Annotated in this window: 17 protein-coding genes and 6 pseudogenes; 9 read left to right on the top strand and 14 right to left on the bottom strand. The window is 64.7% G+C overall.

The annotated features are described in order from the left end of the window. The first annotated feature begins 23 nt into the window (after positions 1-23). Positions 24-1,559 (top strand): lysine--tRNA ligase, encoded by a 1,536-nt coding sequence (gene lysS / locus QC826_RS11710; protein ID WP_279765777.1) that lies wholly within the window; start codon positions 24-26, stop codon positions 1,557-1,559. Positions 1,560-1,738: 179 nt separating this feature from the next. Here the strand turns inward: lysS and ppnN are convergent. Further along, positions 1,739-3,110 (bottom strand): annotated as a pseudogene (ppnN, locus tag QC826_RS11705) (nucleotide 5'-monophosphate nucleosidase PpnN). A gap of 396 nt (positions 3,111-3,506) precedes the next feature. Here ppnN and QC826_RS11700 point away from each other — a divergent pair. Beyond that, complete coding sequence (locus tag QC826_RS11700; RefSeq protein WP_409567869.1) at positions 3,507-4,931, top strand: peptide MFS transporter; 1,425 nt, start codon at positions 3,507-3,509, stop codon at positions 4,929-4,931. 307 nt (positions 4,932-5,238) lie between these two features. Further along, positions 5,239-6,585, top strand: a complete 1,347-nt coding sequence (locus QC826_RS11695; RefSeq protein WP_279765776.1) for a serine hydrolase — start codon at positions 5,239-5,241, stop codon at positions 6,583-6,585. Here the strand turns inward: QC826_RS11695 and QC826_RS31260 are convergent. Both QC826_RS31260 and QC826_RS31255 read right to left on the bottom strand, forming a co-directional pair. After that, on the bottom strand, positions 6,530-6,961 hold the full coding sequence (locus tag QC826_RS31260; RefSeq protein ID WP_313872878.1) for a LysR substrate-binding domain-containing protein: 432 nt from the start codon (positions 6,959-6,961) through the stop codon (positions 6,530-6,532). The two genes, QC826_RS11695 and QC826_RS31260, sit on opposite strands and share 56 nt — an antisense overlap. An 82-nt stretch (positions 6,962-7,043) precedes the next feature. Beyond that, a pseudogene (locus QC826_RS31255) lies at positions 7,044-7,496 on the bottom strand (LysR family transcriptional regulator); the annotation flags it as partial. Between the two features lie 149 nt (positions 7,497-7,645). Between QC826_RS31255 and QC826_RS11685 the strand changes: the two are divergent. The 3 genes and pseudogenes from QC826_RS11685 to aroQ all read left to right on the top strand — a co-directional run bounded on the left by QC826_RS11685 (position 7,646) and on the right by aroQ (position 9,511). Continuing rightward, on the top strand, positions 7,646-8,191 hold the full coding sequence (locus tag QC826_RS11685; RefSeq protein ID WP_279765775.1) for an NADPH-dependent FMN reductase: 546 nt from the start codon (positions 7,646-7,648) through the stop codon (positions 8,189-8,191). 42 nt (positions 8,192-8,233) lie between these two features. Then, positions 8,234-9,022: pseudogene (locus tag QC826_RS31590) on the top strand (transporter substrate-binding domain-containing protein); the annotation flags it as partial. Between the two features lie 21 nt (positions 9,023-9,043). Next, positions 9,044-9,511, top strand: coding sequence for a gamma subclass chorismate mutase AroQ (aroQ, locus tag QC826_RS31585; protein ID WP_409567868.1), 468 nt, complete (start codon positions 9,044-9,046; stop codon positions 9,509-9,511). A gap of 136 nt (positions 9,512-9,647) precedes the next feature. On the opposite strand, the pseudogene glpK reads toward aroQ, so the two are convergent. From glpK to glpD, 8 genes and pseudogenes are all read right to left on the bottom strand, one after another. After that, positions 9,648-11,152: pseudogene (gene glpK / locus QC826_RS11675) on the bottom strand (glycerol kinase GlpK). A 221-nt stretch (positions 11,153-11,373) separates the two neighbouring features. Beyond that, positions 11,374-13,103: pseudogene (locus QC826_RS11670) on the bottom strand (ABC transporter substrate-binding protein). 108 nt (positions 13,104-13,211) lie between these two features. Further along, entirely contained in the window at positions 13,212-13,487 is a 276-nt protein-coding gene (locus QC826_RS11665; RefSeq protein ID WP_279766453.1) for a DUF2160 domain-containing protein, read from the bottom strand. Between the two features lie 36 nt (positions 13,488-13,523). After that, positions 13,524-14,330 (bottom strand): carbohydrate ABC transporter permease, encoded by an 807-nt coding sequence (locus tag QC826_RS11660; protein ID WP_093388813.1) that lies wholly within the window; start codon positions 14,328-14,330, stop codon positions 13,524-13,526. Beyond that, positions 14,327-15,196, bottom strand: a complete 870-nt coding sequence (locus QC826_RS11655; protein WP_099417606.1) for a carbohydrate ABC transporter permease — start codon at positions 15,194-15,196, stop codon at positions 14,327-14,329. The genes QC826_RS11660 and QC826_RS11655 overlap by 4 nt, the downstream gene beginning before the upstream one ends. Next, entirely contained in the window at positions 15,196-16,281 is a 1,086-nt protein-coding gene (locus QC826_RS11650) for an ABC transporter ATP-binding protein (protein ID WP_279765773.1), read from the bottom strand. The genes QC826_RS11655 and QC826_RS11650 overlap by 1 nt, the downstream gene beginning before the upstream one ends. A gap of 2 nt (positions 16,282-16,283) precedes the next feature. Further along, complete coding sequence (locus QC826_RS11645) at positions 16,284-17,384, bottom strand: ABC transporter ATP-binding protein (protein ID WP_279765772.1); 1,101 nt, start codon at positions 17,382-17,384, stop codon at positions 16,284-16,286. Between the two features lie 100 nt (positions 17,385-17,484). After that, a complete protein-coding gene (glpD, locus tag QC826_RS11640; protein WP_279765771.1) occupies positions 17,485-19,032 on the bottom strand; it encodes a glycerol-3-phosphate dehydrogenase in 1,548 nt (515 codons plus the stop codon). Between the two features lie 184 nt (positions 19,033-19,216). Between glpD and QC826_RS11635 the strand changes: the two genes are divergently transcribed. Together QC826_RS11635 and QC826_RS11630 are read left to right on the top strand one after the other, a co-directional pair. After that, entirely contained in the window at positions 19,217-19,981 is a 765-nt protein-coding gene (locus tag QC826_RS11635) for a DeoR/GlpR family DNA-binding transcription regulator (RefSeq protein ID WP_174900560.1), read from the top strand. A gap of 63 nt (positions 19,982-20,044) precedes the next feature. Further along, a pseudogene (locus QC826_RS11630) lies at positions 20,045-22,349 on the top strand (penicillin-binding protein 1A). 161 nt (positions 22,350-22,510) lie between these two features. On the opposite strand, the gene QC826_RS11625 reads toward QC826_RS11630, so the two are convergent. The 3 genes from QC826_RS11625 to QC826_RS11615 all read right to left on the bottom strand — a co-directional run bounded on the left by QC826_RS11625 (position 22,511) and on the right by QC826_RS11615 (position 23,934). Then, complete coding sequence (locus tag QC826_RS11625) at positions 22,511-22,885, bottom strand: DUF5615 family PIN-like protein (protein WP_093388807.1); 375 nt, start codon at positions 22,883-22,885, stop codon at positions 22,511-22,513. Next, positions 22,882-23,112 (bottom strand): DUF433 domain-containing protein, encoded by a 231-nt coding sequence (locus QC826_RS11620; RefSeq protein WP_279765770.1) that lies wholly within the window; start codon positions 23,110-23,112, stop codon positions 22,882-22,884. The genes QC826_RS11625 and QC826_RS11620 overlap by 4 nt, the downstream gene beginning before the upstream one ends. A 126-nt stretch (positions 23,113-23,238) precedes the next feature. Continuing rightward, on the bottom strand, positions 23,239-23,934 hold the full coding sequence (locus QC826_RS11615; RefSeq protein ID WP_409567797.1) for a TetR/AcrR family transcriptional regulator: 696 nt from the start codon (positions 23,932-23,934) through the stop codon (positions 23,239-23,241). A gap of 240 nt (positions 23,935-24,174) precedes the next feature. On the opposite strand from QC826_RS11615, the gene QC826_RS11610 reads away from it, so the two are divergent. Beyond that, the gene (locus QC826_RS11610) at positions 24,175-25,089 is read left to right on the top strand and encodes a lipase family alpha/beta hydrolase (RefSeq protein ID WP_099417612.1); all 915 of its coding nucleotides are present in this window, start codon (positions 24,175-24,177) and stop codon (positions 25,087-25,089) included. Positions 25,090-25,276: the final 187 nt, after the last annotated feature.

The following is a 25,276-nucleotide window of genomic DNA, read 5'->3' as shown; positions in this document are numbered from 1 at the left end:
CTCACCTCAACCAAGCACACACCATGACCATGGAACAAGACCAAGCGGCAGCGCAGGCAGCGCCGGACGAAAACAAAATCATCGCCGAGCGCCGCGTCAAGCTGGCCTCCCTGCGCGAGCAAGGCATCGCCTTCCCCAACGACTTCCGCCCGCAGCACAAGGCCGCCGCCCTGCACGAGCAGTACGCCGGCAAGAGCCGCGAAGAGCTCGAAGCCGAGCCGATCACCGTGGTGCTGGCCGGCCGCATGATGCTCAAGCGCGAAGCCGGCAAAAAGGCCGCCTTCGCCACGCTGCAGGACGCCTCCGGCGCCAAGGCCGACGGCCGCATCCAGATCTACGCCACGCTCGACCTGACCGGCGAAGCCGCCATGGCCGCGCTGCACCACTACGACCTGGGCGACATCCTCGGCGTCACCGGCACCCTGTTCAAGACCAAGACCGACGAGCTGACCATCAAGGTCAGCGAGCTGCGCCTGATCACCAAGTCGCTGCGTCCGCTGCCCGACAAGTTCCACGGCCTGGCCGACCAGGAGACCAAGTACCGCCAGCGCTACGTCGACCTGATCATGAACGAGGAAACGCGCCGCACCTTCAAGGCGCGCACCGCCGCCATCTCGTCGATCCGCCGCTTCATGGAAAAGAACGAGTTCATGGAAGTGGAAACGCCGATGCTGCACACCATCCCCGGTGGCGCCGCGGCCAAGCCCTTCACCACCCACCACAACGCGCTCGACATGCAGATGTACCTGCGCATCGCGCCCGAGCTGTACCTGAAGCGCCTGGTGGTGGGCGGCTTCGACCGCGTGTTCGAGATCAACCGCAACTTCCGCAACGAAGGCGTGTCGATCCGTCACAACCCGGAATTCACCATGATGGAGTTCTACGCGGCGTACACCGACTACAAGTGGTTGATGGACTTCACCGAAGCCGTCATCCGCCAGGCCGCCATCGACGCCCACGGCACCGCCACCCTGACCTACGGCGGCCGCGAGCTGGACCTGGCCAAGCCCTTCCACCGCCTGACCATCGTCGAGGCGATCAACAAGTACGCGCCCGGCTACAGCGCCGAGCAGCTGGCCGACGCCGAGTTCATCAAGACCGAGCTGGTCAAGTTCGGCGTCAAGCCATTCGCCACCGCCGGCCTGGGCGCGCTGCAACTGGCGCTGTTCGAAGAGACCGCCGAAGCCCAGCTGTGGGAACCGACCTACATCATCGACTACCCGGTCGAAGTGTCGCCGCTGGCGCGCGCCTCCGACACCGTGGCCGGCATCACCGAGCGTTTCGAGCTGTTCATGGTCGGCCGCGAGATCGCCAACGGCTTCTCCGAGTTGAACGACGCCGAAGACCAGTCGGCCCGCTTCCTGGCCCAGGTGGCCGCCAAGGACGCCGGCGACGAGGAGGCGATGTTCTACGACGCCGACTACATCCGCGCGCTGGAATACGGCATGCCGCCGGCCGGCGGTTGCGGCATCGGCATCGACCGCCTGATGATGATCATCACCGACTCGCCGAACATCCGCGACGTGCTGCTGTTCCCGCACCTGCGCCGCGAAGAGTAAGCGCTGGCGCCATAAAAAAAGCCGCCCGACTGCGAAGCCGGGCGGCTTTTTTCATTCCTGCACGGGACGGCGGAGTCACCGACACCCAAGGGCGGAAACCGAGGGTCAGACCCTAGGGTCTGACCCTGGCCTCACGCCGCTGGGGTTTGCCAAGGCCGCCGGCGCCTTCAGTCAAAGCGCTACTGGATCACCCGGTAGCAAGGCGTGTAGGCCTTGCCGGCCAACTTCATCCGGTGCTGCACCACGAAGGACGCCAGCAGCGCGTCCATCGGCCCCATGATCGCGGCGTCGCCGTGGATCTCGAAGTGGCCGAACTTCTCGATGGCGCGGATGCCCTCGTCCTTGACGTTGCCCGCCACCACGCCGGAGAAGGCGCGCCGCAGGTTGGCCGCCAACAAATGCACCTCCTGGTTCTTGTGCAGGCTCAGGTTGCGCATGTTCTCGTGGGTGGGCGCGAACGGGCGCTGGAACTCGTGGTCGATCTTCAGCAGCCAGTTGTAATAATAGGCGTCGCCGCGCGACTTGCGGAACTCGCGCACCTGCTTGATGCCGGCCTGCATCTCGCGCGCCACCAGCTCCGGATCGTCGATGATGATCTTGTAGCGCTGCTGCGCCTCCGGCCCCAAGGTGTCGCTGATGAACTGGTTGATCTGCACGAAGTACTCGCGCGAGCTTTCCGGCCCGGTGAAGATCAGCGGGAACGGGATCTCGACGTTGTCCGGATGCAGCAGGATGCCCCAGGATGTAGAGGATCTCCTCGGCCGTGCCGGCGCCGCCGGGGAACACCACGATGCCGTGGCCGGTGCGCACGAAGGCCTCCAGCCGCTTCTCGATGTCCGGCATGATGACCAGCGAGTTGACGATCGGGTTGGGCGACTCGGCGGCGATGATGCCCGGCTCGGAGATGCCCAGGTAGCGCCCGGTCTGCAAACGCTGCTTGGCGTGGCCGATGGTGGCGCCCTTCATCGGCCCCTTCATCGCGCCCGGGCCGCAGCCGGTGCAAATGTCCAGGCCGCGCAGGCCCATCTGGTAGCCCACTTCCTTCGAGTAGTTGTACTCGGCGCGGTTGATCGAGTGGCCGCCCCAGCACACCACCAGGTTGGGGTTGAGCAGCGGTTTCAACACGTTGGCGTTGCGCAGGATGTGGAAGACGGCGTCGGTGATGCCCTCGGTGCCGTCGAGGTCGAACTTCGGATTGTCGGTCACCTCGTTGCTGACGAAGACGATGTCGCGCAGCACGGCGAACAGGTGCTCGTGGATGCCCTTGACCATCTTGCCGTCGACGAAGGCGATGCCCGGCGCGCCCTTGATGTCGAGCTTGATGCCGCGCTCGCGCTGGACGATGCTGATCTCGAACGATTTGTAGCGCTCCAACAGTTCCTTTCCATCGTCGATAGTGCTGCCGCAGTTGAGCACGGCCAGTGCGCAATTGCGGAACATATTATAGAGGCCGCCCTGGCTAGTATCGAGCAGCTTGTTGACCTCGGCTTTGGAGAGCACTTCCAGCTGGCCCTCGGGCGCGATCAGGGTATCGACAACGTCATGTTCCATAGTACAGAAATCCTTATTCAGTTCATTCCAACACTTGTGTTTGTCCCACGCTTGCAATGCCAATATACGACAACTCGGCAGCTTTGGGGCCGGAGATTGCAGATTCGCATCACCGGGTGCGCCGGCCCCACTTCTAGCACAAACGATACTTTTTTGCAGGGGCCGCCCCAAAAGCTGTGTCGGCAACGTTTTGTAGATTAAAATGCTCGCCTATTGGGAACCGGGCCCGTCACAAGCGGACTTGCTCTGGCACGTTTTCACCAGCGGTCCCCCATAAAAACTCTATTTCATAATAATTTTTCAGGAGAAACCGCATGAGCGGTGCTACCCACCCCTAACACGGAAGTCGCCATCCCCGAGTTCAAGCAGATCCTGGGACACCCCAGTCCGCTATGGATGCTATTCATGGCCGAATTCTGGGAACGCTTCGCGTTCTACGGCATACGCTGGGCCCTGGTGCTGTACATCGTCACCCAGTTCTTCGGCGGCGACGCGGCCGGCCAGGCCTCGGCCAATCTGACCTACGGCTCCTACCTCGCGCTGGTGTACGCCGCCGCCTTGTTCGGCGGCTATGTGGCAGACCGTGTGCTCGGCTACCAGCGCTCGATCCTGGTCGGCGCCTCCTTCATGGCGGCCGGCCTGTTCATGATCTCCATCCCCAACCGCGACCTGTTCAACCTCGGCCTGGCCACCATCATCGTCGGCAACGGCATGTTCAAACCGAACATCTCGACCATGGTGGGCAAGCTGTATTCGCTGGCCGACACGCGCCGCGACTCCGGCTTCACCATCTTCTACATGGGCATCAACGTCGGCGGCTTCCTCGCCCCGATCTTCACCCAGCTGTTGGCCGAAAAGATCTTCGGCACCAGCGCCATGCCCTCGTACAAGATCGTCTTCATCTCGGCCGGCATCGGCATGCTGATCAGCCTGGTCTGGTTCGCCATCGGCCGCTCCGCGCTGAAAGGCATCGGCGCCCCCGCCCCCGAGGCGCAAAACCCGATGCGCATCGTCTACGTCGCCCTCGGCGCGCTGTGCGTGATCCCGGTGTTCTACTTCCTGCTGGCGGTCGGCGCGCAGAAGCTGCAAGGCGTGCTCAGCGTGCTGTTCATCGGCCTGGCCGTCATGCTGATGATCGAAGGCATCAAGAACGGCAAGGTCGCCCGCGACAAGGTCATCGCCATGCTGCTGATCTTCTTCTTCAACATCATGTTCTGGATGTTCTTCGAACAGGCCGGCAGCTCGTTCACCTTCCTGGCCGACAACATCGTCAACCGCGACCTGGGCTTCATGAACTTCCCCACCGCCTGGTTCCAGAGCGTCAACTCGATCGCCATCATCGCCTTCGCCCCTGTGGTCGCCGCCGTCTGGGTCATGCTGGGCAAGCGCAACGCCAACCCTTCGATCCCGCGCAAGTTCGGCCTGGGCCTGATCGGCAACGCACTCGCCTTCGGCCTGCTGATGTTCGCCCTGTCGAGCCTGGTTGACGGCAACAACAAGATCCCCTTCTGGACCTTGTTCATGGTCTACGTGATCCAGTCCATCGGCGAGCTGTGCCTGTCGCCGATCGGCCTGTCGATGGTCACCAAGCTGGCCCCTACCCGCCTGGTCGGCCTGGGCATGGGCGGCTGGTTCCTCTCCACCGGCATCGGCAACAACCTGTCGGGCATCTTCGCCTCCGTCGTTTCCGGCGAGACCGGCATGTCGGTGCAGTCGGCGCTGACCGGCTACACCTTCGGCTTCTACTCGCTGCTGGGCGCCGGCGTGCTGCTGTTCCTGATCGCCCCGCTGATCAATAAACTGATGCACGGCGTGAAGTAATCCTTCCAGCTTGAAGCAAAAACGGCGGCCCGCGCGAGCGGGCCGCCGTTTTTTCGTTCCGGCATGGCGAATGCGCCAACGTTTCTCTCGACCATCTATTGTGGATAGGCTATTCTTGCCTCGGTTCGCCGGCGGTGCTGGGCGCGGCCGCCCCGAACGATCCAACCCCATCACAGAAAGCGACGCCATGCGGACTCCAGGCACACTCCGGTTACTACTCAGCACGACAGCGGTTTTACTGTTCAACACATCCGCGAACGCCGCCCCGGCGCCGCACGCCGACACCGATGCCCGGACCGGCAAAGCCGTGGTCGAGTTCCTCCAGAGTGAAATGCGGGAGCGCCACATTCCGGGCCTGCAAATCGTCGTCGTCAAGAACCGCAAAGTCGTGCTGTCGAAGGCCTTCGGCGTCGCCAGCCTCCAGTACGGCGTGCCCGTCAGCGACACCAGCGTGTTCTCGATCAACTCCGCCACCAAATCGTTTACCGGCGTGGCCGTCATGCAGTTGGTGGAACAGGGCAAGCTTGAGCTGCAGGCGCCGGCCGCGCGCTATCTGTCCGATTTGCCGCCGGATTGGCAGGCCGTCACCGTGGCGCAGCTGCTCGCCCACACCTCCGGCCTTCCCGACATCCTGGACCAGCGCAGCTCGGGTTTGATCGCGGGCAGCCCGGAAGCCTCCTGGAAAGCCGTGCAAACGCTGCCGATGGAGTTCGCGCCCGGCCAGCGCTTCAGCTACAACCAGACCAACTATCTGCTGCTGGGGAAAATCATCGACCGCCTGAGCGGCCAGCCCTTCCTCCAGTTCATCCAGCGCCGGCAGTTCGACGCGGTCGGCATGCCCAACACCAGCTTCGGCGACAGCCGGGACGTCATCAACAACAAGGCCAACTCGTATCATCTGGCGGGCGACGGCACGACCCTGAAGAACGTGATCGAGGACTTCACGCCGAACATGCGCACCGGCGCCGGCATCAATAGCAGCGCGCAAGAGCTGGCCAAGTGGATCGTCGCCCTGCAGCAAGGCCGTTTGCTCAAGCCCGCCAGCCTCAACCAGCTGTGGGAGCCCTCGGCCTACTCGGACGGCAAGCCGGCGCCGTGGGCCATGGGCTGGCCGGCGATCCGCCGCGGCGAGCACCGCGCCGTCGCCGGCATAGGCGGTGGCCGCTCGGCCTTCTACGTCTACCCGGACGACGACCTGGCCGTCATCATCCTGACCAACCTTGCCGGCGGCCAACCGGAACAGTTGATCGACACGGTGGCCGGCTACTACGTGCCGGCGCTCAGGAAGATCAACGGCGGCGGCTACGCGCTGTACCGCCTGCGCGAACAGTTCGGCGCCGCCAGCTTCGACAATATCGACCAGAAACTACGCCAGGTGACGGAAAAGTACGCCGTTTCCGCGCCCAGCGACGGCGCCCTGAACGGCTGGGGCTATCGCCTGTTGGCCCAGCGCCAGACCAAGTCGGCCATCGCGGTGCTTGCCCTCGCGGCGCAACGCTATCCCGACAGCGCCAACGCGCACGACAGCCTGGCCGAGGCCTACGAGGCGGACTCGGCCACCGGGCCGGCGATCCAGCACTATCGCCGCTCCCTGGAACTCAACCCAAAGAATCAGAATGCGCTCGATCGCCTGAAGCTACTGGAAAGGAACTAGCCCGGCAAGCCGCCCCATTCGACAAGCGCATGCGGGGATGGTTGTGCAGCAGTTCGGCGACCCAGTCGGTGAACACCCGCACCTTGGTCGACAGGTGGCGGTTTTGCGGATACACCACGTGGATCGGCATGGGGATGGTGGTCCATTCCGGCAGCAGCAGCTGAAAATGCCCCTGCGCGATCATCGGCCCGGCCATAACGGTCGACATCTTCACGATGCCCACGCCGGCCAGTCCGGCGCTGACATAGGCGTTGGAGTCGTTGACGGCGATGCTGCCGGGCAGCGCGACGCGGATGCGCTCGCGGCCGCGCGCGAAATCCCACTCGGCGATCTTGCCGCTGCGTGCGGAGAAGTAATTGACGCAGCGGTGCTGCAGCAGGTCCCCCGGGGTGTTCCGGCCGGCCGTGCGCGGCCAGGTAGGCCGGCGCCGCGCAGGTGACGAAGCGCATGGTCGCCACGCGGCGCGCGATCAAGCTGGAGTCGTCGAGCACGCCGCCGCGCAGCGCGCAGTCGACGCCCGCCTCGATCAGATCGGTCGGACGGTCGCTGCAGCCGAGCTCCAGCGAAATGTCCGGATAACGGTGGAAAAAATCGGGCATGGCGGGAATCAGGATGGCGCTGGCCAGCCCGGTTGGCGCGTCCACCCGCAAGCGGCCGCTGGGGCTCTGGCGGCTGCGCGACAGCGACTCCTCGGACGTGTGCACGTCGGCCAGGATGCGCCGGCAGTGTTCATAGTAGGCGGCGCCTTCGGTGGTCACGCTGACCTGGCGCGTGGTCCGGTGCAGCAGCTTGACGGCCAGCTCCCGCTCCAGCGCCTGGATCTGTGTCGACACGGTCGCCTTGGGCCGCTGCATGTTCTCGGCCGCGCGCGTGAAGCCGCCGGCGTCGACCACCTGGACGAACACCTCCATCGCGTCAAGTTTATTCATCGCTCTCGCTATTGTTCATATTTCTGAGTAGTTCTTCCAGCATTTCACTATTTGCAATATTGTAGTTCAAGTTTATGATCGCGGTACTGCAGCATTGCATGCAGCAATCCACACCACCGTTTAGGACAAACATGAAATTGTTAGCATTTGCAGCAAGCACTAGCCGTCAATCCATCAACAAGAAATTAGCGACATATGCGGCTGGTTTGCTGGAAGGTGCTGATGTCGAGGTGCTCGATTTGAACGACTACGAAATGCCCTTGTTCAGTGTCGACCGCGAGGCGGAGTACGGCCATCCGGAGCTGGCCAAGGCCTTCCTGCAAAAGATCGCCGCAAGCGACGCCATCATCGTCTCGTTCGCCGAGCACAACGGCTCCTACAGCGCTGCCTATAAAAACCTGTTCGACTGGTGCTCGCGTATCCAGCCCAAGGTGTTCCAGGACAAGCCGATGGTCCTCCTTGCCACTTCGCCGGGCGCGCGCGGCGGCGCCACCGTGTTGGCCGCCGCGACCGGCTCGGCACCGTTCTTCGCCGGCCATGTCAAAGCCAGCCTGGCCATCCCGAGTTTCTATGAGAACTTCGATGTCGAACAAGGCGCTTTCAAGAATGATGAGTTGCAAGGCAAAGTCGCCCAGGCGGTAGGTATGCTGCAACAACTCGATCCAGTGCTGATCTAAACACCGGCGCGCGCCAACAACCGGAGAGGAAACCGAAGCAAAATGAAAACCATCGCATTGTTGTTGAGCACGCTGCTGTTGAACGCTGCCCGCCATGCCGAGCCGGCCAACCGGCTCGACCAGATCCTCGCGCGCGGCAGCGTGCGCGTGGCCATCACCAGCGACTACAAGCCGTTCAGCTACCGCGACCCGGCCGGCGGCGCCTACCAGGGCAGCGACGCGGAGCTGGCCGGCATGCTGGCCCGCTCGCTCGGCGTCAAGCTGGAATGGGTCGCCACCAGCTGGCCGACGCTGATGGACGATTTCGCCGACAACAAGTTCGACATCGCCGTGGGCGGCATCTCCATCAGCCTGGAGCGGCAGAAGCGGGCGCTGTTTTCCATCCCCTATCTGCGCGACGGCAAGACGCCGATCACCCGCTGCGAGAACCTGGCCCGCTTCCACAGCCTGGAGCAGATCGACCGGCCGGAGGTGCGCCTGGTGGTCAATCCCGGCGGCACCAACGAGCGCTTCGCGCGCGCCAACGCCAGCCACGCGCGCCTCACGGTACACCCCGACAACGTGACGATCTTCGACGAGATCGTCGCCGGCCGCGCCGACTTGATGATCACCGACGCCGTCGAGGCCCGCCTGCAACAGCGCCTGCGGCCGCAGCTGTGCGCCGTGCACCCGGAGGCGCCCTTCGACTTTTCCGAGAAGGCCTTCCTGTTGCCGCGCGACTTAGTATGGAAGGCATGGGTCGACCAGTGGCTGCACCAATCCATTGAAAGCGGCAGTGTGCGCCGGGTGCAGGACAAGTGGCTGGCCTGGCCGTGGAGCAAGGGCGCGGCGCTGGCCGGCCCGGACGCGCTGTTGGCGCTGATGGACGAGCGTCTGGCGCTGATGCCCGACGTGGCGCGCTACAAATGGAACAGCCAGGCGGCCATCGAGGATCTGCCGCGCGAACGGCTCATCATCGCGGCGCTGGCGCGCCAGGCCGCCGAAGCCGGCGTGCCGGCAGCCTGGGCCGAGAGCTTCTTCGAGGCGCAGATCGAGGCGGCGAAAACGGTGCAGCGCGATCTGTTCGAGCGCTGGCGGCAGCAGAAGGCCGGCCGCTTCGAGCAGGTGCCGGACCTGGCGCGCGAGCTGCGTCCGCGCCTGGACGCGCTCACGCCCCTGCTGCTCAAGGCCTTGACGCAGAACTGGGCCGCGCTCAGCGACCCGGCCCAGCGCGCGCAGTGGAGCGCCGTCGCGCAGGCCCGCCTGCCGGCGGCGGCATGGGGCGCGGCTGCGGCGCAAGCGGCGGCGCCGCTGACCGACGGCAGCGCCAGCGGCCGTTGATGCCGCGAATTTAAGGCGCCAGCGGCTAGAAAACCACCCAACGGCAGAGAGCCAGGGTCAGACCCTCAGGGTCTGACCCTAGATTTTCGCCGGTGGTTTTTCTTAGCTTAGCTGCGTTGCCACAGGACGCAAAAGCCTACTCCACCCAGGCGCGCGAGCGCTCCACCGCGCGCGTCCAGGCGTGCATGCGGCCCTGCCGCTCGTCCACGCTCATGTGCGGCTCGAAGCGGCGCTCCATGCGCCACTGCGCGCCGATCTCGTCGAGCGAGGCCCAAAAGTCCACCGCCAGACCGGCCAGATAGGCGGCGCCCAGCGCCGTCGTCTCGGTGACCATCGGCCGCACCACCGGCACGTCGAGCAGGTCGGCCTGGAACTGCATCATCATGTCGTTGCGCGCCGCGCCGCCGTCGACGCGCAGTTCGGTCAGCGGCATGCCGGCGTCGCGCTGCATCGCCGCCAGCACATCGACGTTCTGGCAGGCCACGCCTTCCAACGCGGCGCGCGCCAAATGCGCCTTGGTGGTGCCGCGCGTGATGCCGACGATGGTGCCGCGCGCGTACGGGCCCAGTACGGCGCGCCCAGGCCGGCGAAGGCCGGCACGAAGACGGCGCCGCCGGCGTCCGGCACGCTGGAGGCCAGCGCCTCGACCTCGGAAGAGTCGCGGATGATGCCCAGGCCGTCGCGCAGCCACTGCACCGCCGCGCCGGCGACGAAGGCGCTGCCTTCGAGCAGATAGTCGGTGGCGTCGGCGCAGACGGCGCCCCCCCGGTTGAGGGTCCAACCCACCGTCATCAACAGCTGGTTCTGCGAGGCGACCGGCTTGCCGCCGACGTTCATCAGCATGAAGCAACCGGTGCCGTAAGTGTTCTTGGCCATGCCGGGGCGCAGGCAGGCCTGGCCGAAGGTGGCGGCCTGCTGGTCGCCGGCGATGCCGGCGATGGGCAGCGGCGCGCCCAGCAGCTCGGCGTGGGTGTGCGCCGCCACGCCGCTGCTCGGCACGACGCGCGGCAGCAGCGAGGCGGGAATGCCGAGCAGCTCGAGCAGTTCCTCGTCCCACGCCAGCGTGTGGATGTTGAACAGCATGGTGCGGGCGGCGTTGCTGGTGTCGGTGATGTGGGCGCCGCTCATCTTGTAGATCAACCAGCTGTCGATGGTGCCGAAGGCAAGTTCGCCGCGCAGCGCCTTGTCGCGCGCGCCGGGCACATGGTCGAGCAGCCAGGTCAGCTTGGTGGCGGAGAAGTAGGCGTCCAGCACCAGGCCGGTCTTTTGCTGGAACAGCGCGGCCTTGCCCTGCTCGCGCAGGCGGTCGCACAGCGCGGCGTTGCGCCGGTCCTGCCAGACGATGGCGTTGGCGACCGGCTCGCCGCTGGCGCGGTCCCACAGCACGGTGGTCTCGCGCTGGTTGGTCACGCCGATGGCGGCGATGTCGGCCGCCGTCACGCCATGCTCGCGCATCAGCTTGCGCATCACCTCCAGTTGCGACTGCCAGATCTCGTTGGCGTCGTGCTCGACCCAGCCCGGCTGCGGGAAGATCTGCCTGAACTCCTGCTGTTCGATCGCGTGCGGATGGCCCGCGTGGTCGAACAGAATGGCGCGCGAACTGGTCGTGCCCTGGTCGAGGGCGAGTATGTATTTGCTCATGGTGTCGGCTAAAAAATGGGTACTGCACGGTGTGGCGGGATGCCGGGGAAACCCAAGGGCAAAAATCGAGGGTCAGACCCTAGGGTCTGACCCTGGCTCCACACCGGTGGGTTTGCCGGCATCCCCGGCGCCTTGAAGTCCCGCCAAAAAAAATGCGGCATGCGCGCTGGCGCATGCCGCAGCAAGCTGGGAGCTCGGTACGGCTGCGGGCTAAGTTGGGCTTAGCGCACGCGGCCTTCCTTCCAGGCTTGCAGCAGCTTGTCGTAAGGGATGGTCTCGCCCTTCGGCTTCTCGTTGCCCAGCTTCTTCCACGGCGCGGCGCTGTCCGACAGGTACTTGTTCGGATCGCCCTTCGGATTCAGCTTGGGCGGGCAGTTCTTCATGCCGGCGCGCTCAAGCCGCGACATCACGGTGTCCATTTCCTCGGCCAGCGTGTCCATCGCCACCTGCGGGGTCTTCTCGCCGGTGACGGCGGTGGCCACGTTCTTCCACCACAGCTGCGCCATCTTCGGATAGTCGGGCACGTTGTTGCCGGTCGGCGTCCACGCCACCCGGGCCGGGCTGCGGTAGAACTCGATCAGGCCGCCGTACTGGTCGGCGTGCTTGGTGAAGTAGTCGTGCTTGATGTCCGATTCGCGGATGAAGGTCAGGCCGGTGATCGACTTTTTCAGCGACACGGTCTTCGACGTCACGAACTGGGCGTACAGCCAGGCGGCGGCCTTGCGGTCGTCCGGGGTCGACTTTGAAGAAGGTCCAGGAACCGACGTCCTGGTAGCCGTTCTGCATGCCGGGCTTCCAGTAAGGGCCGTGCGGCGACGGCGCCATGCGCCACTTCGGTTTGCCGTCCTTGTCCACCACCGGCAGGCCCGGCTTGATCATGCCGGCCGTGAAGGCGGTGTACCAGAAGATCTGCTGCGCCACCTCGCCCTGGGCAGGCACCGGGCCGGCTTCGGAGAAGGTCATGCCGTTGGCGGCGGGCGGGGCGTACTTCTTCATCCAGTCGACGTACTTGGTCAGCGCGTAGACGGCGGCCGGCGAGTTGGTGGCGCCACCGCGCGCAACCGATGCGCCCACCGGCGTGCACTTGTCGGCGGCGACGCGGATGCCCCACTCGTCGACCGGCAGGCCGTTCGGGATGCCCTTGTCGGCGGCGCCGGCCATCGACAGCCAGGCGTCGGTGAAGCGCCAGCCCAGCGATGGATCTTTTTTGCCGTAGTCCATGTGGCCGAACACCTTCTTGCCGTCGATGTCCTTGATGTCGTTGGTGAAGAACTCGGCGATGTCCTCGTAGGCCGACCAGTTTTGCGGCACGCCCAGGTCGTAGCCGTACTTGGCCTTGAATTTGGTTTGCAACTGCCTTGCGGGCGAACCAGTCGGCGCGGAACCAGTACAGGTTGGCGAACTGTTGGTCGGGCAGCTGGTACAGCTTGCCGTCCGGCGCGGTGGTGAAGCTGGTGCCGATGAAGTCCTTCAAGTCCAGGCCCGGATTGGTGTAGTCCTTGCCGTTGCCCTTCATGTAGTCGGACAGCGGCTCGATGGCGCCGTAGCGGAAGTGGGTGCCGATCAAATCGGAGTCGGAAATCCAGCCGTCGTAGATGCTTTTACCGGACTGCATGGAGGTTTGCAGCTTCTCGACGACGTCGCCTTCCTGGATGATGTCGTGCTTGACTTTGATGCCGGTGATTTCCTCGAAGGCCTTGGCCAGCGTTTTCGACTCGTAGACGTGGGTGTCGATGGTCTCGGAGACGACGCTGATTTCCTTGATGCCCTTCTTCTTCAGCTTCTCGGCGGCGTCGATGAACCACTTCATCTCTTCGAGCTGCTGCTTTTTGCTCAGGCTCGAAGGCTGGAATTCCTTGTCGACCCACGTCTCGGCCGATTTCATATCAGCCCAGGAAGCATTCGATACCAACATTGCCGCAGCCGCCAGGGCCGTCAATCTTAATTTCATCACTTATCTCCTTTTTATGACCTTCCGGGACCTGCTCGCCGGATAGAGGAAGGTTCCATCCCAGCTAAAACAACAACCTTAATTCAATTTCAATTTAGCGCTACCATATCATCCCCAGCGCATCACAATCAACAGCACAATGAAGCTGATGCCGGCGCCCATCATCTGCGTCACGTCGGTCAAGCCGGCCCAGGCCAGATTGACGTAGGCGGCGCTCAGCAGGCCGATGAACAGGCGGTCGCCGCGCGTGGTCGGCATCGGCAAAAAGCCGCGCCGCTCGATGCTCGGCGAGCGCACCTGCCACAGCGACATGCCGACCAACATCAGCAGGATCGCCACGAAGAAGATCGCCACTTCCGGGGTCCACGCCATCCAGGCGAACAAGCTTTCGGTATTCGATTCCATAGTCATTTCCCTTGTTTAAACGCGGCCCATGGCGAAGCCCTTGGCGATGTAGTGGCGCACGAACCAGATCACCAGCGCGCCCGGCACGATGGTCAGCACGCCGGCGGCGGCCAGCACGCCCCAGTCCATGCCGGCGGCCGAGACGGTGCGCGTCATGGTGGCGGCGATCGGCTTGGCGTTCACCGAGGTCAGGGTGCGTGCCAGCAGCAGCTCGACCCAGCTGAACATGAAGCAGAAGAAGGCCGTCACGCCGATGCCCGACTTGATCATCGGCAGGAAGATCCGCACGAAGAAGCGCGGGAAGCTGTAGCCGTCGATGTAGGCCGTCTCGTCGATCTCCTTCGGAATGCCGGACATGAAGCCCTCCAGAATCCACACCGCCAGCGGCACGTTGAACACCATGTGCGCCAGCGCCACGGCCAGGTGGGTGTCCATCAGGCCGACGGTCGAGTACAGCTGGAAGAACGGCAGCAGGAACACGGCCGGCGGCGTCATGCGGTTGGTTAGCAGCCAGAAGAACAGGTGCTTGTCGCCCAAAAAATGGTAGCGCGAGAAGGCGTAGGCCGCCGGCAGCGCCACCGAGACCGAGAACACCATGTTCATGGCGACGTAGATCATCGAGTTGATGTAGCCGCTGTACCAGGCCGGGTCGGTGAAGATGACCTTGAAGTTGGCGAAGGTCAGGTTCTGCGGCCACAGGCCGAACACGCCGACGATCTCCTCGTTGGTCTTGAGCGACATGTTGAGCATCCAGTAGATCGGCAGCATCGACAGCAGCAGGAACAACACCAGCACCGGCGTTGTGATTCGTTTATCCATCATTTGGCATCTCCCGTGCCGACACGCTGCATCCAGGTGTAGAGCACAAAACAGAACAGCAGGATGATCAGGAAGTAGATCAGCGAGAACGCCGAGGCCGGGCCAAGGTCGAAGGCGCCGACGGCTTTCTGCGTCAGGTACTGCGACAGGAAGGTGGTGGCGTTACCCGGTCCGCCGCCGGTCAGCACGAAGGGCTCGGTGTAGATCATGAAGCTGTCCATGAAGCGCAGCAGCACGGCGATCATCAACACGTTGCGCATCTTCGGCAGTTGGATGTAGCGGAACACGGCGAAGCGCGAGGCGCCGTCGATGCGGGCGGCCTGGTAGTAGGCGTCGGGAATGGCGCGCAGGCCGGCGTAGCAAAGCAGCACCACCAGCGGCGTCCAGTGCCAGATGTCCATCACCATCACGGTGAGCCAGGCGTCGGTGGAGTTGCCGTTGTAGTTGTAGTTGATGCCCAAGTTGTTGAGCGTGTAGCCCATCAGGCCGATGTCGCCCCGGCCGAAGATCTGCCAGATGGTGCCGACCACGTTGAACGGGATCAGCAGCGGCAGCGCGATCAGCACCAGCGCCAGCGAGGCGCGCCAGCCGTCGGCCGGCATGCACAGCGCGATCAAGATGCCGAGCGGGATCTGCACCGCCAGCACGGACAACGAGAACACCAGTTGGCGCAGCAGCGCGCCGTGCAGGTCGGAGTCGCGCATCACGGTGCGGAACCATTCGGTGCCGACGAAGACCTTCTGCGTCGGGCTCAGGATGTCCTGCACCGAGTAGTTCACCACCGTCATCAGGGGCAGGATCGCCGAGAAGGCGACGCACAGGAGCACCGGCAGGATCAGCCACCAGGCGCGGTTGTTATACGATTTCATTAAGCCACCCGTTTATCGTTGACGTAGTAGAGAGTGCGCTCCTGCGGGAAGCGCAGCCAGGCCTGGGCGCCGACCACTGCGTCGCAGGCGCGCAGTTTGGCGGCGACGCTGTTGGCGCCAACCCGGAACTCGGCTAGGTAGTGGGTGCCCATATTGCGCACCGCGACCACCGTGGCGGCCACCGTGTCCGGCTGCTGGCCGGCGGCCAGTTCGACGAACTCGGGACGGATACCCAGCGTGATCTTGCCATCCACGCCGGCCAGCGCGGCCTTGGCGGCGGCCGACAGCGGCACGTCGTTGGCGTCGATGCGGGCCAGGCCGTCGTGCACCGTGCAGTCGAGCAGGTTCATGCCGGGGTTGCCGATGAAGTAGCCGACGAAGGTGTGCTCGGGTTCCTCGAACAGCGCTTGGGCGCTACCGGTCTGCACCACCTCGCCCTGGGTCATCACCACCACCTGGTCGGCGAAGGTCAGCGCCTCCACCTGGTCGTGGGTGACGTAGATCAGCGACAGTTTGAGTTCGTGGTGGATCTCCTTGAGCTTGCGGCGCAACAGCCATTTCAGGTGCGGGTCGATGACGGTCAGCGGCTCGTCGAACAGCACGGCGGCGACGTCGGGACGCACCAGGCCACGGCCCAGCGAGATCTTCTGTTTGGCGTCGACCGACAGGCCTGAGGCGCGCATCTTCAAGTCGTGCGACAGCTCCAGCATCTCGGCCACTTGCTCGACGCGCTTGCGCGTCTCCGGCTCCTTCCAGCCGCGATTGCGCAGCGGGAAAGCCAGGTTGTCGTACACCGTCATGGTGTCGTAGATGACCGGGAATTGGAACACCTGGGCGATGTTGCGCGCCTCGGTGGGCAGTTGCGTGACGTCGCGGCCGTCGAACAGCACGCGGCCGTGCGAGGGTTTGACCAGGCCGGAGATGATGTTGAGCAGCGTGGTCTTGCCGCAGCCGGACGGGCCGAGCAGCGCGTAGGCGCCGCCGTCGTCCCAGGTCTTGGTCATTGGCCGCAGCGCGTAGTCGGTCGGGGCCGACGGATTCGGTTTGTAGGCATGCGCCAGATCGATCAGTTCAATGCGGGCCATGCTTATGCTCCGAAGGATGGTTGCGTCGGCGCGAACAGCAAGGCGCCGGCGGCACTAAAGACAAACAGCGACGCGGGCTGGCAGTACATATTGCAGACCATGCCCAGCTCCAGGTTGTGCACGCCGGTCAGCTGGGCCACCAGGTTGATGGTGCCGCGACGGGCGTGGACATAGGTTTCCGAACCGCTGATCTCGGCCAGGTCGACCTGCGCCTCGATGGCGAAGTCGGCCGCCGAGTGGGCGTGCATGTACAGGCTGTGGGCGCGCAGGCCCAGCACCACCTCGCCGTGGCCGGCGGCAGCTTGCAGCTGCGCGGCGCTGAGCGGGATGGTCAGGCCGGCGCCCAGCTGGGCGCGGCCTTCGGCGTCTATGCGGGCCGGCATCAGGTTGATCGGCGGGTCGCTGAAGGTGCGCGCGGTCTGGATCGAGTTGGGCGCGTTGAACACGTCCAGGGTCGGGCCCTGCTGCAGCAGGCGTCCCTCGTGCAGCACCACGGTGTGGCCGCCCAGTTGCAGCGCCTCGAGCGGCTCGGTGGTGGCGTACACCACCGTCGTGCGGCCGTCCGAGAACAACTCGGTCAACTCGCGGCGCAATTCCTCGCGCAGCTTGTAGTCGAGGTTGACCAGCGGCTCGTCGAGCAGCAGCAGGTCGGCCTGCTTGATCAGCGCACGCGCCAGCGCGGTGCGCTGCTGCTGGCCGCCGGACAGCTCGGCCGGGGTGCGCTGCAGATACGGCGTGATGTGCAGGCGTTCGGCCAGGTCGAGCACGCGGACGCGGATCTCGGCCTCCGGCACCTTGCGCAGGCGCAGCGGCGAGGCGATGTTGTCGAACACCGTGAAGGCCGGGTAGTTGATGAACTGCTGATACACCATCGCCAGATTGCGCTTGCTGACCGACACGCCGGTCACGTCGCGCCCGTCCACCAGCACGCGGCCGGAAGTCGGTTTGTCCAGCCCGGCCATGACCCGCATCAGCGAGGTCTTGCCGGCCTTGGTGGTCCCGAGCAGCACGTTGATGGTGCCGGGCACCAGCTCCAGCGACATCGGGTATAGGTGGTCTTCAGCGCCATACTTCTTGCTGATCTTATCCAGTACAAGTTGCACTCTTGTCTCCTCAATTTACTACTGTTTTTTGCTGCTGTTTTATTTGCCGCGTTCGCCCGCGCCACCATGTGCCACCATGGCCGCGCCGGCGTTTAAAAAATTAGTTCGGGTGCGCCGCCAGCCACTCGCCCAGGCGCTGCTCGGCGCCGGCGCCCAGATGCAGCCCCAGTTTCGAGCGCCGCCACAGGATGTCCTTGGCGTTGCGCGCCCATTCGTGCTTGCGCAGGTAGTCCACCTCGGCCTGGTACAGGTTGTCGAGGATTTGCTCGCCCATGTCGGACGGCATATTGCGCCCCTCCAGCAGCGTGTGGATGCGGGTGCCGTAGGCGCGCGCATAGCGCCTCACCAGTTTCGGCGGCAGCCAGTGGTAGCGCGTTTGCAGGCCGTTCACCCAGCCGTCGAACTCCAGCACGGCGCGGTTCTGCGGCGCGGCGCCGAACAGGTCGCCGCCGGGCAGGCAGGCTTGCTCGGTCCAGGCGCCGCTTTTCGTGTTCAAGTCCTTGGCGATCAAGTCGACGGCCTCCTCGGCCAGCTTGCGGAAGGTGGTGATCTTGCCGCCGAAGACGCTGAGCAGCGGCGCGCCGCCCTGGTCGACTTCGAAGCGGTAGTCGCGCGTGACGGCCTTGGCGTCGGCCGCCTCGTCCTCCACCAACGGGCGCACACCGGAATAGGTCCACACCACGTCGGCCGGCTTGATTGGATTGGTGAAGTAGTAGCTGGCCAGCTCACACAAGTAGTCGATCTCCGTCTGGTCGATGGCCACCTTGTTGGTGTCGCCCTTGTAGTCAAGGTCGGTGGTGCCGATCAGCGTGAAGTCCTGCTCGTAGGGGATGGCGAAAACGATGCGGCCGTCCGGATTCTGGAAGATGTAGGCGTTGTCGTGCTCGAAGATGCGCTTGACGACGATGTGGCTGCCCTTGATCAGGCGCAGCTGCTTGCCGCCGCCCTGCGGCAGCGCGCCGTTCAGGAAGTCGGCCGTCCACGGCCCGGCGGCGTTGACCAGATAGCGCGCGTTGACCTGGATCTGCTGGCCGTCCGGCGCGCCGGCGGATGGCGCCTGGCGCAGCGTGGCCTGCCACTTGTCCGCCAGGCGGTTGACCGAGGTGCAGGCCGTCTGGGTCAGGATGGTGGCGCCCTTCTCGGCCGCGTCCATCGCGTTGAGCACCACCAGGCGGGCGTCGTCGACCCAGCCGTCGGAGTAGATGAAGCCGCGCGTGAAGCCGTGCTTGAGCGGCTTGCCGGCGACGTGGCTGCGCATGTCGATGCTCGACGAGCCGGGCAGGATCTCGCGCTTGGCCAGGAAGTCGTAGAGGAACAGGCCGGCGCGGATCAGCAGCGCCGGGCGCTGGCCCTTATCGTGCGGCATGATGAAGCGCAGCGGCCACATGATGTGCGGCGCCGAGCGCAGCAGCACCTCGCGCTCGATCAGCGCCTTGCGCACCAGGTTGAATTCATAGTATTCCAGATAGCGCAGGCCGCCGTGGATCAGCTTGGTCGAGGCCGACGAGGTGTGCGCCGCCAGATCGTCCTTCTCGCACAGCACCACGGACAGGCCGCGTCCCGCCGCGTCGCGCGCGATGCCGGCGCCGTTGATGCCGCCACCCACCACCAAGACATCGCAGTCGATTTTTTGTTGCGCCTGTGCCATCGGTTCTCCGCTTCAAGCCGTGAAATTTGCCCAGCGCGTGCATAGGGGCTATGCATGGCGCGCTACTCTGGTTAAGATACAGACAATAAGATACGACAAAATACGAATCCGTAGCAACAAATTTCTATAACAATTTGTTCGTTTGTTTTCGTTTTACATCTCTTCCAATAAAAACGATCAGAAAATGATACTAAACCCGAGACAACGAAGACTACTCGAAGCAGTCAGGCAGAAGGTCACCATGTCGGTGGAAGAGCTGGCCCAGCAGTTGGGCGTGACGCCGCAGACGGTGCGGCGCGACGTCAAGCACATGGAGGAGGAGAAGCTGTTGGCGCGCTACCACGGCGGCGTCGGCCTGCCCTCCTCGGTCGAGAACATCGACTACAGCCAGCGCCAAACCCTCAACAGCGACGCCAAGCGCGCCATCGCCAAGGCGGTGGCCGAGCATGTGCCGCACGGCTGCTCGCTGCTCATCAACATCGGCACCACCACCGAGGAAGTGGCGCGGGCGCTGGCCTACCACAAGGGCCTGCACGTGGTGACCAACAACCTGAACGTGGCCGCCATCCTGGCCGACAACAACGAATGCGAAGTGATCGTCGCCGGCGGCGTGGTGCGCGGGCGCGACCGCGGCATCGTCGGCGAGGCCACCATCGACTTCATCCGCCAGTTCAAGGTGGACATCGGCATCATCGGCATCTCCAGCATCGACGAGGACGGCAGCCTGCGCGACTTCGACGCGCGCGAGGTCAAGGTGGCGCAGACCATCATCGAGCAGTCGCGCGAGGTGTGGCTGGTGGCCGACCAGGACAAGTTCTTCCGCAAGGCGCTGGTGCGCCTGGCCCACCTGTCGCAGATCGACATCCTATTCACCGACGCGCCGCCGCCGGCCGCGCTGGCCAGCCTGCTGCGCGAGGCCAAAGTCAAGGTGGTAGTGGGCAAACTCTAGACGGGCGGCGCGGTTTTTTGCTTGGTCTATAATTCGCCCACCTAGCCACCGTGAGAATTCTCTTTGACCGCTTCCTCCAACTTGTTCAGCCGCCGCAATGTCGTGCGCGGCGTGATTGTGGCCGCCGCCGGCGCGGCGATCGCCGGTGCCGGCCTGCTCGGCTATCTCATGCTGTACGTGGCGCCCAAACTCCCGGCGCTCGACGCCGTCACCGACTACCGCCCCAAGATCCCGCTGCGCATCTACACCGCCGACAAGGTCTTGATCGGCGAATTCGGCGAGGAGCACCGCGACTTCGTGCCCATCAAGGACATGCCGGACATGATGAAGAAGGCGCTGCTGGCCATCGAGGACACGCGCTTCTACGAGCACGGCGGCATCGACTGGATCCGCGCCATGGGCGCCGCCAAGTCCAACCTGGCCGGCGGCTTCCGCCAGGGTGGCTCGACCATCACCATGCAGGTGGCGCGCAACTTCTTCCTGACCCGCGAGAAGGTCATCGGCCGCAAGCTCAACGAGGTCATGCTGGCCTATAAGATCGAGGCGGCGCTGAGCAAGGACCAGATCCTCGAACTCTACATGAACCAGATCTACCTGGGCCAGCGCTCGTTCGGCTTCGGCAGCGCGGCGCAGACCTACTTCGGCAAGTCGATCAAGGGACCTGAGCATCGCCGAAACGGCCATGCTGGCCGGCCTGCCGCAGAACCCGGCGCGGCACAACCCGGCGGTCAACCCGAAGCGGGCGCGCGAGCGCCAGCACACCGTGCTCAAGCGCCTGCATGAGCTCAACCACATCACCGACGCCCAATACGAACAGGCGCTGCACGAGCCGCTGCGCGTCAACAACCGGGGCCAGGAGTTCGACACCCACGCCGAATACGTCGCCGAACTGGCGCGCCAGGTGGTGTTCGCCCAGTTCAAGGAGGACAGCTACACCAAGGGCATCAGCGTCTACACCACCATCCTCAAGGCCGACCAGGACGCCGCCTACGAGTCGGTGCGGCGCAACGTGCTGGCCTACGACCAGCGCCACGGCTATCGCGGCCCCGAGGCCTTCATCACCCTGCCGGCCGACGCCGAGCTGCGCGACGACGCCATCGAGGAGGCGCTGCAGAAGCGTCCCGGCAGCGACCGATTGATTCCGGCCGTGGTGCTGGAGGCCGGCACGCGCGCCGTGCGCGTCGAAACCCTGGCCGGCGAGGAGATCGAGATCAGCGGCGAGGGCCTGCGCCTGGCCGCGCCGGCGCTGTCGGCCAACGCCAAGGACGCCATCCGCCTGCGTCCCGGCGCGATCATCCGCGTCACGCGCGGCGAGAAGAATCTGTGGGCGATCAGCCAAGTGCCGCAGGTGGCGGCGGCCTTCGTCTCGATCGACGCCAACACCGGCGCCTACCACGCGCTGGTCGGCGGCTTCGACTACAACCAGCAAAAATTCAACCACGTGACCCAGGCCTGGCGCCAACCCGGTTCGTCGATGAAGCCCTTCATCTACTCGTCGGCGCTGGAAAAGGGCTTCTCGCCCGGCACCCTGATCAACGACGTGCCGCTCGAGCTGACCGGCGCCGACACCGGCAACGAGGCCTGGAAGCCGCAAAACGACGACGGCGTGTACGACGGCCCGATCAGCATGCGCACGGCGCTGGCCAAGTCGAAGAACGTGGCCTCGGTGCGCATCCTGCGCTCGGTCGGCGTGCCGTTCGCCCACAACTACCTGGGCAAGTTCGGCTTCGACCCGGCCAAGCAGCCGAAGAACCTGACGCTGACCCTGGGCACCGGCGCGGTGACGCCGCTACAATTGGCCGGCGCCTACGCGGTGTTCGCCAACGGCGGCTACCAGGTCGAGCCCTACCTGATCGCCCGCATCGTCGACGGCAACGGCGCCGTCATCTCCGAGGCCAAGCCGGCGGCGGCGCTGGCCGACAGCGCCCGCGTCATCGACCCGCGCAACGCCTTCGTCACCGACAGCATGCTGCGCGAGGTGGTCCGCAGCGGCACCGGCGCGGCGGCGTCCAAGCTGGGCCGCAGCGACCTCGCCGGCAAGACCGGCACCACCAACGACGCCGTCGACGGCTGGTTCTCCGGCTACGGCGGCGGCATCGTCGCCGTGTCGTGGATGGGGTACGACGATCCGAAGTCGCTCGGCGGGCGCGAGTTCGGCGCCACCGTGGCCATGCCGATCTGGATCGACTACATGCGCGTGGCGCTGCAGAAGCGTCCGGCGCAGGAACGGCCGGTGCCGGACGGCCTGGTGCAGGTCAACGGCGAGTGGCTGTACGAGGAGTTCACCGGCGACGCGGCGGTGCATTCGCTCGACATGGGCGACGCGGCGCCGCTGCCGCCCGCGGCCGCCGAGCCGGTGACCAACTAGGCCACTGCGCGGCATGCGTAGGCGAGTCTAGCTAAGCCCAAGGACGACATCCAGGGTCAGACCCTCAGGGTCTGACCCTCACGTTTCGCCGTTGGGTGGATGCACGTCTCGCGGCTCAGGCCGTGCGACGTCATGGCGCGGAAGGCGCCGAAGCACATCGTTCATTTCGACCATTGCAGAGGCAGCAGCCGCAACCTGGTGCGTTTGACATCCACGGTGAGCAACGCGCCCTCTTCCAGTTCTTCCGCCATCTGCCGCAAGGCAGCTATGACCTGTACGCCAATCAGGTTCGGGCTGACATCGTCAGCGCGAATTTGCACCACGCTTGGCTTCTTACCCTGCGTGGCGGCCAGAATCGTGCCGAAGTCCAGATCGTGAGTGAGAACCACGTAATTGTTTGTGTTGGCGTAAGCCATGATTTCCGAGTCTGGCGAGTTGCTGGCGCCCAGCGATGACCAATGTGCGGCCACAATTCCCGCATCGTTCAACACGCCGATCCAGCGTGGAGACAGATTCATATCGACCAGCAGTTTCATGCAATGGTCGGCAGGACCTCACGTTCTTCGGCTCGCCATGCGGCGTAGCGAAGCGCCTGCAGGATGTCCTCGCGCTCCAGATAGGGATAGTCGGCAAGCACTTCGTCGATGCTGTGGCCGGCACCGATCTGGCCGACCAACATACCGACCGTCACGCGCATCCCACGGATGCACGCTTTGCCGCCCATCACTTCGGGCTGCTGGGTGATGCGATCCAGTTGTTCCATGTCGGGCCCCTTATCGAAACTCACTTCAACAGTAGTGGATTGAGAATGGAATTTCAAGAACCATTTGTGAAAACGCACGAGCCATGAATTGACGTGTCCCACTTGCGCGAGGACGACGGAGCCAGCTCAGGCGGCGGAGTGGTCGAGATAGCCGCGCACGAAGCGCACCGTGCTGTCGGCAAAGTCGTCGGGGCTGATTTTGGCGGCGCGGTACTTCCAGCGCTTGACGTACCAGTCCTGGAACAGGGCCAGGCAGTGCGCCGCCAGCAGCGTGGCGTCGCCGGGCGGGCGCGGCGCGATCTGTTCGATGGTGGCGGCGACCACCGTCTGCACGTACAGCTCGGACTCCTTGGCCACATGGCGCTGCTCGGCCGCCAGCACGCGCGAATCCATGTAGACGAAGTAGAACCACGGCTGCAGGATCTCCGACAGGTAGATCGAGGCCCGTATCATCCCCTCCAGCCGGTCCAGCGCGCTGTCGACCCCGGCGAACATGCGCGGAATTTCGGTGGTGGCGTGGCGCACCACCTCCTCGATCATTTCGGCCAGCTGGTCCTTGCCGTCGATATAGCCATACAAGCCGCCCATCGAGATGCCCGTCTCGCGGCTCAGGTCGCGCAGCGTCATGGCGCGGAAGCCGACGTCGTTGGCCAGGCGGAAGGTGGCGTTGAAGATTTTCTCGAGGTTTTCCAGCGCCGGCTTGCGGCGCTTGACGCCGATGCGCTCGGCATAGCGGTCGAGTAGATAGGCCCAGATGTTGGCGCCGTCGAGCGGCGTCATCTGTTGGAAGCGCTGGAAGTCGAATTGGGCCGGCAAGGTCATCCCGAAGATTGAATTTCGGAACAATTATATCTCAGGAAAACAACTGATTCGGGCCGAATGCAAATTCCGCCCGCGCTTTGCCACGTGCGGCATGTGCGGCAGGAAAAGCGGTGCTACATTTCGAAAACCGAGCAGTTGCTCGTTTTATTTCCGGCACAGACCGGGAGGAAACAGGCGTTGCCGGCACGGACTATTCGTCCATTTTCAGCTATCTCATTTCAATACCCATTGGAGACAAAAATGAAGAAACGCTTCTGGAAACTGCTGTCCCTGCTATTGATCGCCGCCTGCGCCCTGCCCGCGCCGTCCTGGGCCGCCGGCTACACGCAAACCAAGTATCCGATCGTGCTGGTGCACGGCCTGTTCGGCTTCGACAACATCGGCCCCGTCGACTACTTCTACGGCATCGCCTCCGGCCTGCGCGACGGCGGCGCCAAGGTCTACGTCACCCAGGTGTCGGCCGCCAACAGCACCGAGGTGCGCGGCGAGCAGCTGCTGGCCCAGGTCAAGCAGATTTTGGCCGCCACCGGCGCCGCCAAGGTCAACCTGGTCGGCCACAGCCACGGCGGTCCGACCGCCCGCTACGTCGCCTCGGTGCGGCCCGACCTGGTGGCCTCGGTCAGCAGCGTGGGCGGCGTCAACAAGGGCTCCAAGGTGGCCGACGTGCTGATCGGTGCGGTGCCGGGCGCCAGCTACAGCCTGGTCAACGCCGTCTCCGGCTTCATCAGCTTCCTGTCGGGCAGCCCGACCCTGCCGCAGAACTCGCGCGCCGCCGCCGTCTCGCTGAGCACGGCCGGCACCGCCGCCTTCAACGCCGCCCATCCCGAGGGCGTGCCGACCACGGCCTGCGGCGAGGGCGCCTACCAGGCGCGCGGCGTGTACTACTTCTCCTGGAGCGGCGCCAAGCCCTACACCAACGTGCTCGACGTCAGCGACCCGGTGTTGGCGCTGACCGCCATCGCCTTCAACGGCGCCAAGAACGACGGCCTGGTGGCCAGCTGCTCGAGCCACCTGGGCCGGGTGATCCGCGACGACTACGCGCTCAACCACCTCGACGAGGTCAACCAGCTGGTCGGCATCACCAACCTGTTCGAGACCAACCCGGTGACCATCTTCCGCCAGCAGGCCAACCGCCTGCAGGGCCTGGGACTGTAAGGAGAGGCGCATGAACACGAACGCGACACTGCTGCGGCTGGGCGCGCTGGCGATACTGCTGGCGGCGCTGTACTTCGCCTTCTTCAAACCGGAGGCGGCGGCGCCGGTCAAAGAGCGCGCCGATCCCAACTATTTCGCGTTCGTGCGCTCGATGGAGGGCACCCGGCCCGACGGCGAGCTGCGCCAG

This window comes from Rugamonas sp. DEMB1 (assembly GCF_029834475.1).
In the GTDB taxonomy this organism is placed as follows: Bacteria; Pseudomonadota; Gammaproteobacteria; order Burkholderiales; family Burkholderiaceae_D; genus Rugamonas; species Rugamonas rubra.
This window is presented reverse-complemented; position numbering and strand designations above follow the sequence as displayed.